A 13393-nucleotide genomic window follows, 5' to 3' on the forward strand; every position below is an offset into this window, starting at 1 on the left:
CCTCGTCCGTACCGGCGGCCCGACTGTGCATGGGCCACCGTCCATTGTCCCGCGCCCGTGCAAGAGGGCGGGACGCCTCCGGCGGTACCAAGGCCCACGGCGCTTGCGATGTTCCCGCTCACGGACTCCGCACGACGGGGCCGGTCATGGCCGCCACGCCACCCGGTGCTCTCCCAGCCGTGCCAGTACCGCGTGGTTCGCCTCCCAGCCGTCCGGGAACTTCACCAGCGTTCCCAGCTGGACCGGTTCCGTCGACGGGTAGTCGTCGAGCAGGTCGCTCACGCCCGCCCGGCACACCACGATGCAGGCGTGGCGGTGGCGGGAGGCCAGGACGCACAGGCGGCCCGTCTCCAGATGGAAGGCGGTGGCGTCGGGGCGGCCGGAAAGGGGATGCAGGACGACCGTGACGTCGTACTCACGCCCCTGGAGCCGGTTCGCGGTGTCCACCGTGACGTCGGCGACACCGAGGTCCGCCAGCGCCGCGCGCACCGCCGCCGCCTGGTCCCGGTGCGCCGTGCCGACGGCGATCCGGTCGGCGGTCAGCGGTGTGGGATCCGGTGAGCGCTCCGACGTCGCCGCCCCGCCCCGGTCCAGCAGCCGCCGTACGACCGCCGCCACCGCCCGCACCGCCTCCGGGTCCGTGCGCGGAGTGTGCCGCGCGGGCAGCTCCAGTAGGCCCCAGCCGGATTCGGCCGCCGCGTCGATCACCTTGTCGGGGCCCGAGCCGTCCGACGGCACCGCGAAGGCGAGTCGGCGGTCGTCGTGGTCCGTGCCGCTACGGAAGGGGGTGTACGGGTAGAAGGCGTCCGAGACCAGGGGTGCCGCCGAGGCCGGGAGCCGCCAGGAGACGGGGAGGCGGTGCTGCGGGAGTTCGGGGTTGTGCGCCAGCAGGGTCGTCACCGCGGAGGCCGAGGGGTCGTACGACAGCCCCGCCCACTGCTCGCTCCCCACGATCGCGAACGGATCCAGCTGCCCCGGGTCGCCCACGAACAGCGCCCGCTCGAACAGCCCCGCCACCGCCAGCAGCGAGTCGGACCGCATCTGGTACGCCTCGTCGACGATCGCGTGCGCCCACGGCTCGTCGACCTTCACATGCCCCCACTTGGCGGCCGTCGAGATCACGACCGGCAGCCCGGTGAGATCGCCCGCCTTCGCCGACTTGCGGACCTGGGGCAGGCGGTCCAGCGCCTTGTCGTACGGGTCGGCGTCGCTGCTGTGCAACCGCCCGACCGGCAGCTCCGGGTTCTTCTCGGCCAGTCTGAGCACGAGGTCGTCGACCTGGGCGTTGGTCTGCGCGACCACCATCAACGGGCGCCCCGCGTCGGCCAGTTCCAGCGCCGCGCGGACCACGAGGGTGGACTTGCCGGCGCCCGGCGGGGAGTCCACCACGACACCCCGGTGGGCGCCGTGCAGGGTGTCGCGGAGGATCGCCTCGGTGGCCTCGCCGGCGGCCGCTCCGGGATCGAAGACCTGGGTGGTCACAGCACGTCCTCCGGGGTCACGGGATCGGCGGTCTCCTGCACGGCCTCACCGGGCGGACCGCCGTGCGTCCAGGGCGTGTCCTCCGGCTCGGGCAGCTTCGCCCCACCCCGCTGCTCGTGCTCGAAGAGCGTGAAGCACACCCGGTCGCCCTTCTCCGGCACCGACCCTGCCTCCGGCTCCTTGCCGCGGCCCATCTTGTCGAGGATCTTGAGGACGATCAGGGCGCCACCCTCAGGCGAGCCCTCGGCGGAGTCCTCGTACCCCACGAACTCCGCCGACTGCGGCTTCCCGCCCAGCGAGCGGTACACCTTGGCCCGCTCGCCCAGATGCGGCCGGTCCTCGGTCCGTACGGTGACCAGCGGGCGTGGGCTCGGCCGCTTGCCCTCGCTGTACGTCATCACCACGTCGGTGACCTCCCCGGCGAACGCCTCCCCGGCCAGCCGCCGCCCCGCCATCACCAGCGGGTCGTCCAGTGCCTCCTGCGCCTCCAGGCGGGCCTGTTCGCGCTCGCGTGAGGCGAGTTTGTTGGCGGCGGTGACCGCGTCGTCGCGGCGCGGCTGCGGGGGCTCGCCCGCCGTGACCCGGTCGCGGTGGCCGGTGAACGACCAGCGGTCGCGCGTCCACCGCTCCTCGACGTGCGCCCCCTCGGGCAGCGCCCGCAGCAGGTCGATGCCGTGCCACACCGCGTCCCAGGTGGGGCGGGTCCGGCTGAGGACGAGGCCGCGGATCTCCTCTTCGGCGGCGGTGAGCGCGCCGAGCCGGTCGTCGGCCTCCAGACCGTCCTCGGCGGCATGGAGGGCGGTGCGCGCGCGGTCGTAGCGCTCGAAGGCGGGGGCGAGCAGCTTGTTGTCGAACGCCGGGTCGGTGGCCGGGCCGGCCGGGGGGTGCCGCAACTGGCCCTGCTCGTCCCGGGCGAGCTCGGCCTCCAGCGCGGCCTCGGCGCCCGAGCGGCCCTCGGGCGGGTCGATCCACGCGAGCAGCGCGCCCAGGTGCTGGTCCTCCAGGGTGGACTGGCCGGTGGACCAGTGCCGGGCCAGCAGGTCCGTCATCGCCGGCAGCAGCGAGGAGCCCGGCATCCGGGCGCGCTCCCCGAAGTGGGTCAGCCACCGGCCCAGCAACGGCACCCGGGGCGGGGCCGGATAGGGCGTCTCCGGGTCCTGCTCCGCCGTACGCCGAAAGCGCATGGAGCGCCCCAGCAGCCGGAGGAAATCGACGCCCGCGCGGCTCGGCACGATCAGCTGCGGGGCGTCCGCGCACAGTTCGACCTCGACCTTGACGCGCTTGCCGGTCTCCGGGTCGGTCTCGTTGCGCTCGGCGGCCTCCACCGACTCCGCGTAACCGTCGACGTAGGGCAGCACGATGTCCGCCAGCTCGGACAGGAACGCGAACCGGAGGTCCCGGTCCCGGGGCTGCGGTACGACCAGCAGCTGCGGGGCGTCCCGGTCGGTGCCCACGAGCGCGCCGAGCGGGGCACCGGCCTCGCCCGCGGTGGTGAGCGGGACGAGGACGAGGGGGTGGTCGGAGAGATGGCGGTGCCGGACCGTGGCGGCCGGCTGGGCACGGCCGGTGCTGACGGCTTCCAGGCGGGCCAGGGTGGTGATCAGCGACATGCGCTCACCCCCAGGGCCTCGGCCGGCCCTTCCGGGGTCTCCGGACGGCGCCGCAGGACTTCCGGACGTGCCCCCAGGGCCTCCGACCGCAGCTCCGCCGCTCGCCGCAGGGCCGCCACCGCCGGGTCGTCCGGGTCGCCGGTCTCGCCGCGGGCCGCCGCCAGGACGTCCTCCACCGTCGTCAGGCCGCCCAGCTCCGCGCGGACCGAGCGGCCCAGGGAGGTCACCGCGCCCTCCGCGCGGGAGCGGTCGCGGCAGTGGAAGGCGAGTTCGCACGCGGACAGGCACTCGGGCGCGTAGGTCGCCGGGACCGACTCGACCGCGGCGGTCAGCTCGGCGGCGGGCAGGTCCGGGGCGAAGCAGGTGCCTTCGGGAAGCGTGTCGGCGATGTCCTCGATGCGGGTCAGGCGGGCCAGTTGGCGGGCCGTGACCGCGCGCTGTTTGCGGATGTCGACGGCGGAGGCGGCGGGGAGGTTGGAGAAGTCCTTGGGGCAGACCAGCAGGACGCGGTGGCGGACCTTCGGCGCCGGGTCCAGCCGGGCCGCGACCTCCTCCAGCGCCAGGACGTACACCGCGGCCTGGCGGGCGGCCGCGCCCACCTTCGACGGGTCCGCCGAACCGTCCAGCAGCGGGAAGGACTTGATCTCCACGACGGTCCAACTGCCGTCCGGGTGCACGACCACCGCGTCCGGCTCCAGGAAGGCGGGGGAACCGGCGACGTCGAGCGCGAGCATGGGGTGGTCGAGGAGCGTCCAGGCGCCGGCGGTCGCTTCCCGCAGGGCGAGGGCCGTCCGCGCGGTGCGGCCCTCGGGGCCGATCGCGGTGAGGTCGGGGACCTCGGCCTCGGCGGGCGGTTCGGCACCGCGGTCCAGGCGCTCGTGCACCAGCCGCAGCAGCTCCGCGCCGCCGTCCGCCTTGACCTTCGCCTCGAAGGCGTTGCCACGGGTCAGGGCGAACTGCGACTGCCCGAAGGCCGAGGGGGCGCCCAGCGCGCTCGCCAGCGCCGTCTTGTTCACCCCCGCGCCGTCGAGGATCGCGCGCCGCTTGCACCCGGGGTTCGCGGCCAGGGCCGCGAGGGCGCGGGCGTCCAGCGCCTTGGCCGGGACCTCGGGGCCGCGCAGCTCAGCGAGCCGCTGCCGGAGCGCCGTCCCCCGCGTCCGTGGGAGCGGCACTCGGCTCGGCTCCGCCTGCGAACCGGGACTCACGCTGCCGTGGAATGTGCTCACCCGCCGAAGTCTGGCATCCGGCACTGACAATTGAGGGCTCTGCGTCCCGAGAGGCGAGGGAGACGGTGGTGATCCGGGCCCGGACACCCGCCGTGGCCCGCGTCGCGACCCGGCTGACGTACGGGGCGAGCAGGAACCCGAGCCCCATCACGACCGCGCCCGCGACCGCGTCGAGGAAGTAGTGGTTCGCGGTGCCCATCACCACGATCGTGGTGATCAGCGGGTAGGCCACGGCCGCGACCCTCGTCGTCCGCGTGGTGCCGTAGCGCCACAGCATCACTCCGCACCACAGGGCCCAGCCGACGTGCAGGCTCGGCATGGCCGCGTACTGGTTCGTCATGCCGCCCATGCCCCGCGGGGCGCTCGCCTCGCCGCCCCACCAGCCGTACGAGCTGTACTGGGCCATGGTGTCGACGAAGCCGTGGCCCGCAGACAGCAGGCGGGGCGGGCAGGTCGGCAGCAGGGTGAAGCCGATCAGGCCCATGAAGGTGGACGTCATCAGCCAGGTGCGGGCCGCCCGGTAGTGCGCGCTGCGGGAGCGGAAGAGCCAGATCAGGACGGCCGGCGTGACCAGGTAGTGCAGCGAGGCGTACCAGAAGTCCGCGGGCACGCCGATCCAGGCCTCGCTGGTGAACAGCCGGTTCAACGGGTGCTCGGCGTTGATGTGCAGGAACTTCTCGACCTTCAGGATCGCGAGACCGTGGTCGACGGCACCGGACACATCGCCCCGGGCCAGCAGCCGCCCCGCGCTGTAGCAGGCGTACACCAGCACGATCAGGGGCAGCTCGGTCCACCAACGCAGCCGCGTGTCCGGGACTGCCTCGGTGCCTGGTGTCTCGGTCAGCGGCATCCGATCCTGTCCCCCTTCGTTTCGCGCGGCTTCCGGTGGTCGTTTCCGGTCGTGCCACTTTACGGCGTATGTGCGGGCCCCTGTGGAGTGCCCCCACGCAGCGCCTTCGGATGTCGAAGACGCAGAGATCGCCCTTCGGGTTGCCCTCCCACAGGGTGCGCGATGATGGAGGGGTTCCGCCTCCGTTTTCCCCCGGAAAGGTTTCTTCATGGCACCGCGCATCCTGCTGGCCCGGCACGGACAGACCGAGTGGTCGCTGTCCGGCAAGCACACGGGCAGGACGGACGTGCCGCTTCTGGAGGAGGGCCGGCGGGGGGCCAAGCTGCTCGGCGAACGGCTGCACCGGGCACCGTACGACGGCCTGGCCGGGGTGGAGATCCGCACGAGCCCGCTGGCACGCGCGCGTGAGACCTGCGAGCTCGCCGGGTTCGGGGAGCGGGCGGTCACCTGGGACACGCTCATGGAGTGGGACTACGGCGCGTACGAGGGCATGACGCCGGAGGAGATCCAGGCGGTGCGGCCGGGGTGGCTGATCTGGCGGGACGGGGTCCCTTCGGGGGAGTCCCTGGAGCAGGTCGCCGCGCGGGCGGACGAGGTCGTGGCCTGGGCCAGGTCCGCGGACCGGGATGTGCTGGTGTTCGCCCACGGGCACATCCTGCGGTCCATCGGGGCGCGGTGGCTCGGGGCGCCGATCGATTTCGCTGCGCGGATACGCCTCAATCCGACGTCCTTGTCTGTGCTGGGGTGGGCTTACGGGGAGCCGGCGATCGAGAGCTGGAACGACTTGGGGCACCTGGGTTCGTAGTCGGGTGCGGCTGAGCGGGGGCTGGTCGCGCAGTTCCCCGCGCCCCTGAAAGACGTGACTGCACCCACCTTCAGGGGCGCGGGGAACTGCGCGAGAAGCCCCCACCGGGCCGCAGTCGAACACGAACCCCCGTCACGCACTCCTCGGCGTGGACGCATGGCGTTCCAGGAACGCCGACACCCCCGCCGCCCTCCGATGCGGCAGCAGCACCCTCGCCGTTCCCGCCAGCATCGTCTGGATGCGGGAGGACTGGACCTCGCCCAGCAGCTCCAGCACCCGCAGTCCCGCCGCCGCCCCCTCGTCGGGCCGGCCGCCGCGGGCCAGGTCGTCGGCCAGTTCGGCGGTGTACAGCGCGATGTTGCGGGTGAAGTGCGGGTCCTGGAGGTCCGCCGCCCGGCGTGCGTGCCGGGCGGCCCGGCGCCAGTCGCCCAGCGTGGACCAGCACTGCGCCTCCAGGCCTTCCAGCTCGGCCTCGCCGTAGAAGCTCATCCACTCGGGGTCCGAGTCGCCGACCCCCCGCTCGAAGTAGGCCTGCGCGCGGGCGAGGGCCTGCTCGCAGCCGGTGCGGTCGGCGAGGCCCGCCCAGCCGCCCGCCTCGCGCAGCGAGAGCAGCGACATCAGCCGGGCCGAGCCCAGCGGCCGTGCCACGCGCTGCGCCGCCTGCGCGGCCCGCACCGCCTCCCGCGGCCGGCCCGCGTCGCGCGCGAGGAAGGCCGTGTTGCAGAAGGCGTGCGCCTCCAGGGCGTCGTCACCCGTGACCCGGGCCGTCGCGAGGGCCTCCGCGTAGTGCGAGCGGGCGTCGTCGAACCGCCCCGAGTCGTGCGCCAGCCAGCCCACCGAGATGGCGAGTTCACCCGCGCCCGCGTGCAGCCGGTCGGCGGTCGTCTGCCGGGTCGCGCCCGCGTCCAGGAGCGCGTAGGCGGCGCGCAGCGGAGCAGCCGCGCGCCGGTACAGGCCGTCCGCGCCGTGCCGGTCGTCCAGCAACCGGATCCTGCGGACGGCTTCCTCCAGGGCACCCGCCTCGCTCGCCCCGGCGCGGCGCACCGGCCGCCCGGCGGCGGTGGCGTCGGCGGCGAGCCCGAGGGGGCCCAGCGAGGCGGCGGCCACCGTGGCGCCCCCACCGGTCATGAATGCGCGACGCAGCACGTCGCTCTCCTCGTAGTTGTCGTACGTCTCGTCAGGGTCCTGCGTGTCTTGCGTGTCATACGGCTCGTACGCCCCCCGCGTCTCAGACGCGTCCCGTGACCTGCGCCCGCGTACCGTCGCGCGGGGCGCGAAGCCCAGGTCGGTGAGCGTGCGGCCGGGGAACATGTGCAGGAACACCCGTTCGTACGCGTAGTTGGGGCAGCGGATCTCGCCCGCCTCGACGCGGCCCACATAGCGTGCGTCGCAGCTGACCAGCTCGCCGATCTCGCGCGCGGCCCGCCGTACCGCCGCGGCGAACTCGGCCGGCGAGCGCTGGCCGCGCAGGCGCCGGAACACGAGGTTCGGCCGCGGTGGCATGGGGGACTGGGACGAGGTCATCTGTGACGACGCCATGGCCGGGTCCTCTCGTGCGAACCGTCGAACCATGCCGGAGGTGGGGCGAGTTGACTGGTTTGTCAGTGTGACGCCCTGTTTCCGGCGGGCAAGAACGTACCGGCTGTGTCCGGGTCGCCACGCGGGGTTTGGCTACAAACCGGATATCTCATCCGAGATCTGCCATGAACTGCCATCCTTTGCGGCGGACTTCCGCCGTAGCCGTTGACGCGGGCGCGCGTTGAACCCCGTGGAGTCGGACGAGGGTTCCTTGATGGAGGCCGCGATGGAGATCAGCTGTGACGTGGTCACGGTACCGACGCGACACGGCCTGGAGGCCGTCGACATCCTGCGGCGGGGGGTGGGCGAGGGGGTCGGACCCGTACTGCACGACGACGGCGGCGAGACCCTGGGGTTCCTGGTGCCACCGGGCACGGCGGCGGGCTGGGACGTGCCGGGCAGTACGTGCACGGAGACGGACGGGCGAGGGCTGCGGCTGGCTCCGGAGCCGCCGGTGGAGGGCTCGGACTGGCTGCTCCCACCGGGGGACGCCGACCTGGCGACGGATCCGGCGGTGCTGCGGGCAGCCCTGGACGAGGCGGCGAGATTGATCGAGGCCGCGGACAATTGCCGGTGACCGGGATCCACCCAGCACGCGAGACGCCCATCCGCCGCAGATAATGGCGTCATGGGCAAGTCCAAGAGGCGTGGCAACTCCGTCGCCGAAGCCGTCGTGGAACCAGTCGACGGCGGCCTCGCCGAACTCATCCCCGACCGGGACCGCCCGCGCGCGTGGACGCTGCTCATCGACGGCGCTCCCCAGTCCCACGTGGACCTCGACGACCCGCAGCACCTCTCCTTCGAGTACCAGCGCCGCCTCGGCCATGTCATCGACCTGGCCGCCGCCCCCGGCAGGCCCCTGCACGCCGTCCACCTCGGCGGCGGCGCCCTCACCCTCGCCCGGTACCTCGCCGCCACCCGCCCCCGCTCCACCCAGCAGGTCGTCGAGCGGGACGCCGCCCTCGTGCAACTGGTCCGCCAGAAGCTGCCGTTGGAGCCGACCGCGCGGATACGGGTGCGGTCCGTCGACGCCCGCGAAGGGCTCGCCAAGGTCGCCGACGGCTGGGCCGACCTCGTGATCGCCGATGTGTTCAGCGGCGCCAGAACCCCCGCGCACCTCACCTCGGCCGAATTCCTCGACGAGGTCCGAAGAGCCCTCAAACCGGGCGGCCTCTACGCCGCGAACCTCGCCGACGGACCGCCGCTCAGCCACCTCCGCGGCCAGATCGCCACCGCCGCCGCCCGGTTCGCCGACCTCGCCCTGGTCGCCGACCCGACCGTGCTGCGCGGCAAGCGCTTCGGCAACGCCGTCCTGGTCGCCTCCGACGCCCCCCTGCCGGTCGCCGAACTGACCCGCCGGGCCGCCTCCGACCCGCACCCGGGCCGCGTCGAACACGGCAGGGCACTCCTCGACTTCACCGGCGGGGCCGTCCCCGTGACGGACGCGAAGGCCGTGGCCTCCCCCGCGCCACCGCCCTCGGTGTTCCGCTGAGTCAAGGCGATTGAGCAGGAACATCCCGATTGAGTCAGTACGTCCCGATCTCCACCCGCGGCGGGCCGTCGTGCCACGTGCAGAACACCGACACCCGGTCCGCGCCCGAGGAGAACTCCACCCGGATCCACGACTCCGTCTTCCACACCTGCATCGACCAACCCGTGCCCGGAGTCGCGGACACCAGGGTCGCCGAGGTCCTGCCGAGGTCGAAGACCGCCCGGCCGCCGTCGGTGTCGTAGCTCCTCACCTGGCCGGAGGCGGTGGGGGACGGGCTCCGCGAGGGGGTCGGCCGGGCGGTCGTGGCCCTCGGCGTCGGCGACGGGCTCGCCGAGGGGGTCGCGGTCCTCTCCGGGGTCGGCGTCGGGGACGCCGGCGGGTTCGACTCCTGCTTCGCCTCGGCCGCGATGGGCAGGGCGCGGGGCGGGTCGTAGGCCGTGCCCGCCATCACCGTGTGGACACCCCACCACGACAGCGTGACCGCCGCGCCCGTGGCGAGCAGCCAGGCCAGTACGTGTACGAGTGCTCTGCGCATCGCCCGACATACTGCCTCACGCGCCTCACGGGTCGCACCCGGACTGAGTTGTCCACAGGCCCCGACCGGGCCCGCCCGAATCGCGTACGGTGCGGCGCATGGCAAGTGTGCTCGTGGTCGAGGACGACCAGTTCGTTCGTTCGGCGCTCATCCGGCACCTGACCGACGCGGCACACACCGTGCGCAGTGTCGGGACGGCGCTGGAGGCGCTGCGCGAGGTCGCCCATTTCCGTTTCGACGTGGTGATCCTGGACCTCGGTCTGCCCGATCTGGACGGCTCCGAGGCCCTGAAGATGCTGCGCGGGATCACCGACGTCCCGGTCATCGTCGCCACCGCGCGGGACGACGAGACGGAGATCGTCCGCCTGCTCAACGCCGGGGCGGACGACTACCTCACCAAGCCCTTCTCCGTCGAACACCTCTCCGCCCGCATGTCCGCCGTCCTACGACGGTCCCGCGCCGCCGGCGGTGACGCCCCGCCGGAGACCGTGCTGCGCGTCGGCGGCCTGAGCGTGGACCCGCTGCGCCGCCAGGCCGAGCTGGACGGCGCCCGACTCGACCTCACCCGCAGGGAGTTCGACCTGCTCGCCTTCCTCGCCGCCCGCCCCGGCGTGGTCGTCCCGCGCAAGGAACTCCTCGCGGAGGTCTGGCAGCAGTCCTACGGCGACGACCAGACCATCGACGTCCATCTCTCCTGGCTCCGGCGGAAGTTGGGGGAGACCGCCGCGCAGCCCCGCTATCTCCACACCCTGCGGGGCGTCGGGGTCAAGCTGGAGCCGCCGCTATGAGATGGGCCCTGGTCAAGGTCTGCCTGGCGGTCACCACCATGGTCGTGGTCGCCTTCGCGATCCCGCTCGGGCTCGTCATCAAGGAGATGGCCCGCGACCGCGCCTTCTCCAACGCCGAGCGCCAGGCCGCCGCCGTCGCCCCCGCCCTGTCCATCACCACCGACCGGGACCAGCTGGAGCGGGTCGTCGCCTCGGCGGGCTCGGACTCCGGGATGGCCGTCCACCTGCCGGCCGCCGACGACCCCGGAAGCGAGCAGAAGGCCCTCGACATCGGACGGCAGCGGGCCGCCGCCGACGACATCGCCACCGTGCGCAGGCTCGGCCGCGCCTCCACCACCGAGGTCTCCGGCGGCTCCACCCTGCTCCAGCCGGTCGCGCTCAGCTCCGGCCGGATCGCCGTCGTCGAGGTGTACGTCCCCGAGTCCGAGGTGAGCAACGGTGTCGCCACCGCCTGGGCGGTCCTCGCGGGCGTCGGCATCGCGCTCGTCGTCGGCTCGGTCGCGGTCGCCGACCGGCTCGGCGTACGGATGGTGCGGCCCGCGCGGAAGCTCGTCGAAGGCGCCCACGAACTGGGGGAGGGGAAGCTGGGCGCGAGGGTGCCGGAGGAGGGGCCGACCGAACTCAGACTCGCGGCCGTCGCGTTCAACTCCATGGCCGACCAGGTCGTCCAACTGCTCGCGAACGAGAGAGAGCTGGCCGCCGATCTGTCGCACCGGCTGCGCACCCCGCTGACCGTGCTGCGGCTGAACGCGGCCTCGCTCGGGGAGGGGCCGGCCGCCGAGCAGACCCGGGCTGCGGTCGCTCAGCTGGAGCGCGAGGTCGACACCATCATCCGCACCGCGCGCGAGGCCAAGCCGCAGACCGCGGCGGCCGGGCCCGGCGCCGGGTGCGACGCGGCCGAGGTGGTCCGGGAGCGGATGGGGTTCTGGTCGGCGCTCGCCGAGGACGAGGGCCGCAAGTGGCGGGTCGCCGGCACCGAGCGGCCGGTGCGCATACCCGTCGCCCGGGCGGACCTGGTGGCCGCGCTGGACGCCCTGCTCGGCAATGTCTTCCGGCACACCGCCGAGGGCACCGCCTTCGCGGTCGACGTGCACAACGGCGAGGACGCCGTGATCGTGCTCGTCTCCGACGCCGGGCCCGGCATCCGCGACCCCGAGGCCGCGATGGCGCGCGGCCGGGGTTCCGGCAGCGCCGGGTCGACCGGGCTCGGGCTCGACATCGTGCGCCGGCTCGCCGAGTCGACCGGCGGGGACGTCCGCATCGGGTCGTCGGTGCTGGGCGGGACCGAGGTGCGGATCTGGATCCAGCTGGGCGGGCGGGAGCCGGTGCGCCGGGGACACCGGGTGCGCCGACGCCGTACGGGCCGACTGGTCCCGCCCTTCCACCGGTCCCGCACCGTGCGCGGGCGCGACGAACTACGCTGATGCCACCCGGAGCCGATCGTTCCGGAAAGCTTCGTTTTCTCGAAGGCGTTCGCCGCCTGCCACTGACGATTCCATGGGAGCTGTGGAGGCGGGCCAACGTGTCGGTCACGTTTCGACAAATGGGACCGAGAGGGTCTTGACGGTTGACCGGACATACGGCTGTCATTGCGCCACCGTGTTCGGTCAAGTTGATTTCTGGTTGATTACGACCGGTCTTCGAATCCCTCCATGACTGAACCCTGCCTTCAGGAGCCGTCCATGCGTGATCTCTCGTCGTCTCTGCCTTCGCCCAGCCGCCGCGGTCTGCTCAAGGGGGTGGGTGGCGCCGCCCTTCTGGGGGCGGGTATCCCGCTGCTGTCCGCCTGTGGCAGCAGCGGCAGCTCCAGCGACCCGAAGACCGTGAGCCTCGGGTCGAACGCGTCGGACGCGGTGCCGAAGAAGGCGTTTGCCGAGATCTACGCGGCCTTCCAGAAGCAGTCCGGGATCACGGTCGACGTGAACACCAAGGACCACAACACGTTCCAGGAGCAGATCAACTCGTATCTGCAGGGCACGCCGGACGACGTGTTCAACTGGTTCGCCGGGTACCGGATGCAGTTCTTCGCCGCGAAGAACCTCGCCTCCCCGATCGACGACGTGTGGGCGAAGATCGGCGGGAACTTCCCGGACGCCATGAAGAAGCTGTCCAAGGGTGCCGACGGCAAGTACTACTTCGTGCCGCTGTACACGTACCCGTGGGCGCTCTTCTACCGCAAGAGCGTCTTCCAGCAGCACGGCTACCAGGTGCCGACCACGTGGGACCAGCTGGTCGCCCTGTCCAAGCAGATGAAGAAGGACGGCCTGGTCCCGATCGCGTTCGGCGACAAGGACGCCTGGCCGGCGATGGGCACGTTCGACCAGATCAACTTCCGCCTCAACGGCTACGACTTCCACGTCGAGCTGATGGCGGGCAAGGCCGCGTGGACCGACCCCAAGGTCAAGGCCGTCTTCGACCACTGGGCCGAGCTGCTGCCCTACCACCAGGACGGTTTCATGGGCCGCACCTGGCAGGACGCCGCCCAGACGCTGGTGTCCAAGAAGGCGGGCATGTATCTGCTGGGCACGTTCGTGGCGCAGCAGTTCACCAACAAGGCGGACCTGGACGACCTGGACTTCTTCGCCTTCCCGGAGATCAACCCCGCGTACGGGCAGGACACGGTCGAGGCGCCCACGGACGGCTTCATGGTCTCCAAGTCGCCGAAGAACAAGGCCGGCGTCACCAAGCTGCTGGAGTACCTGGGCACCCCGGAGGCGGAGCAGATCTACCTCAAGGCCGACTCCAGCGTGGTGGCCGCCTCCAGCAAGGCCGACACCTCCTCCTACACGCCGTTGCAGAAGAAGGCGTTCGAGATGATCTCGGGGGCGAAGAGCCTGACGCAGTTCATGGACCGTGACTCGCGTCCGGACTTCACCTCGACGGTGATGCAGCCCTCGCTGCAGAAGTTCCTCCAGAACCCCAAGGGCGTCGACAGTCTGCTGTCCTCGATCGAACGCCAGAAGAAGACGATCTTCGCGTCCTCCTGAGCTGAGCGGCTGTCATGACTACCGACACAACGTCTCCCCA

The 13393-nt window shown here is 72.5% G+C and carries 12 protein-coding genes; 6 read left to right on the plus strand and 6 right to left on the minus strand.

The window, feature by feature from the left end; genetic code table 11:
- Positions 1-144: 144 nt before the first annotated feature.
- The 4 genes from AQJ54_RS39115 to AQJ54_RS39130 are packed head-to-tail and all read right to left on the minus strand — an operon-like array spanning position 145 to position 5168.
- Complete coding sequence (locus AQJ54_RS39115) at positions 145-1482, minus strand: AAA domain-containing protein (RefSeq protein ID WP_062245859.1); 1338 nt, start codon at positions 1480-1482, stop codon at positions 145-147.
- Entirely contained in the window at positions 1479-3092 is a 1614-nt protein-coding gene (locus AQJ54_RS39120; RefSeq protein WP_062245860.1) for a hypothetical protein, read from the minus strand. Before AQJ54_RS39120 ends, AQJ54_RS39115 begins: the two co-directional genes overlap by 4 nt.
- Complete coding sequence (locus AQJ54_RS39125; RefSeq protein ID WP_062031171.1) at positions 3083-4264, minus strand: hypothetical protein; 1182 nt, start codon at positions 4262-4264, stop codon at positions 3083-3085. Before AQJ54_RS39125 ends, AQJ54_RS39120 begins: the two co-directional genes overlap by 10 nt.
- Positions 4215-5168 carry a phosphatase PAP2 family protein gene (locus tag AQJ54_RS39130; RefSeq protein WP_062031168.1) on the minus strand — a complete coding sequence of 318 codons (954 nt, stop codon included), beginning with the start codon at positions 5166-5168 and terminating at the stop codon, positions 4215-4217. The genes AQJ54_RS39125 and AQJ54_RS39130 overlap by 50 nt, the downstream gene beginning before the upstream one ends.
- Before the next feature lie 208 nt (positions 5169-5376).
- Here AQJ54_RS39130 and AQJ54_RS39135 point away from each other — a divergent pair, with 208 nt between their 5' ends.
- Positions 5377-5973 carry a histidine phosphatase family protein gene (locus AQJ54_RS39135; protein WP_062245863.1) on the plus strand — a complete coding sequence of 199 codons (597 nt, stop codon included), beginning with the start codon at positions 5377-5379 and terminating at the stop codon, positions 5971-5973.
- 132 nt (positions 5974-6105) lie between these two features.
- Here AQJ54_RS39135 and AQJ54_RS39140 read toward each other — a convergent pair whose 3' ends face one another.
- Entirely contained in the window at positions 6106-7512 is a 1407-nt protein-coding gene (locus AQJ54_RS39140; protein WP_062031163.1) for an NsdA family TPR-like regulatory protein, read from the minus strand.
- Between the two features lie 265 nt (positions 7513-7777).
- On the opposite strand from AQJ54_RS39140, the gene AQJ54_RS39145 reads away from it, so the two are divergent.
- Together AQJ54_RS39145 and AQJ54_RS39150 are read left to right on the plus strand one after the other, a co-directional pair.
- Entirely contained in the window at positions 7778-8128 is a 351-nt protein-coding gene (locus AQJ54_RS39145; protein ID WP_199821231.1) for a hypothetical protein, read from the plus strand.
- 51 nt (positions 8129-8179) lie between these two features.
- Positions 8180-9043 (plus strand): spermidine synthase, encoded by an 864-nt coding sequence (locus AQJ54_RS39150; RefSeq protein WP_062245865.1) that lies wholly within the window; start codon positions 8180-8182, stop codon positions 9041-9043.
- Between the two features lie 34 nt (positions 9044-9077).
- On the opposite strand, the gene AQJ54_RS39155 is transcribed toward AQJ54_RS39150, so the two are convergent.
- Positions 9078-9578, minus strand: a complete 501-nt coding sequence (locus tag AQJ54_RS39155) for a superantigen-like protein SSL4 (protein ID WP_062245866.1) — start codon at positions 9576-9578, stop codon at positions 9078-9080.
- A gap of 98 nt (positions 9579-9676) precedes the next feature.
- Here AQJ54_RS39155 and AQJ54_RS39160 point away from each other — a divergent pair, with 98 nt between their 5' ends.
- The 3 genes from AQJ54_RS39160 (at position 9677) to AQJ54_RS39170 (ending at position 13353) form a co-directional block, all read left to right on the plus strand.
- Entirely contained in the window at positions 9677-10366 is a 690-nt protein-coding gene (locus AQJ54_RS39160; protein WP_062245868.1) for a response regulator transcription factor, read from the plus strand.
- Positions 10363-11790: a sensor histidine kinase gene (locus tag AQJ54_RS39165; RefSeq protein ID WP_062245870.1), complete on the plus strand. Its 1428-nt coding sequence runs from the start codon at positions 10363-10365 to the stop codon at positions 11788-11790. Before AQJ54_RS39160 ends, AQJ54_RS39165 begins: the two co-directional genes overlap by 4 nt.
- Before the next feature lie 258 nt (positions 11791-12048).
- Positions 12049-13353, plus strand: coding sequence for an ABC transporter substrate-binding protein (locus AQJ54_RS39170; protein ID WP_062031148.1), 1305 nt, complete (start codon positions 12049-12051; stop codon positions 13351-13353).
- Positions 13354-13393: the final 40 nt, after the last annotated feature.

Source organism: Streptomyces griseorubiginosus, assembly GCF_001514195.1.
Taxonomy (GTDB): domain Bacteria; phylum Actinomycetota; class Actinomycetes; order Streptomycetales; family Streptomycetaceae; genus Streptomyces; species Streptomyces griseorubiginosus.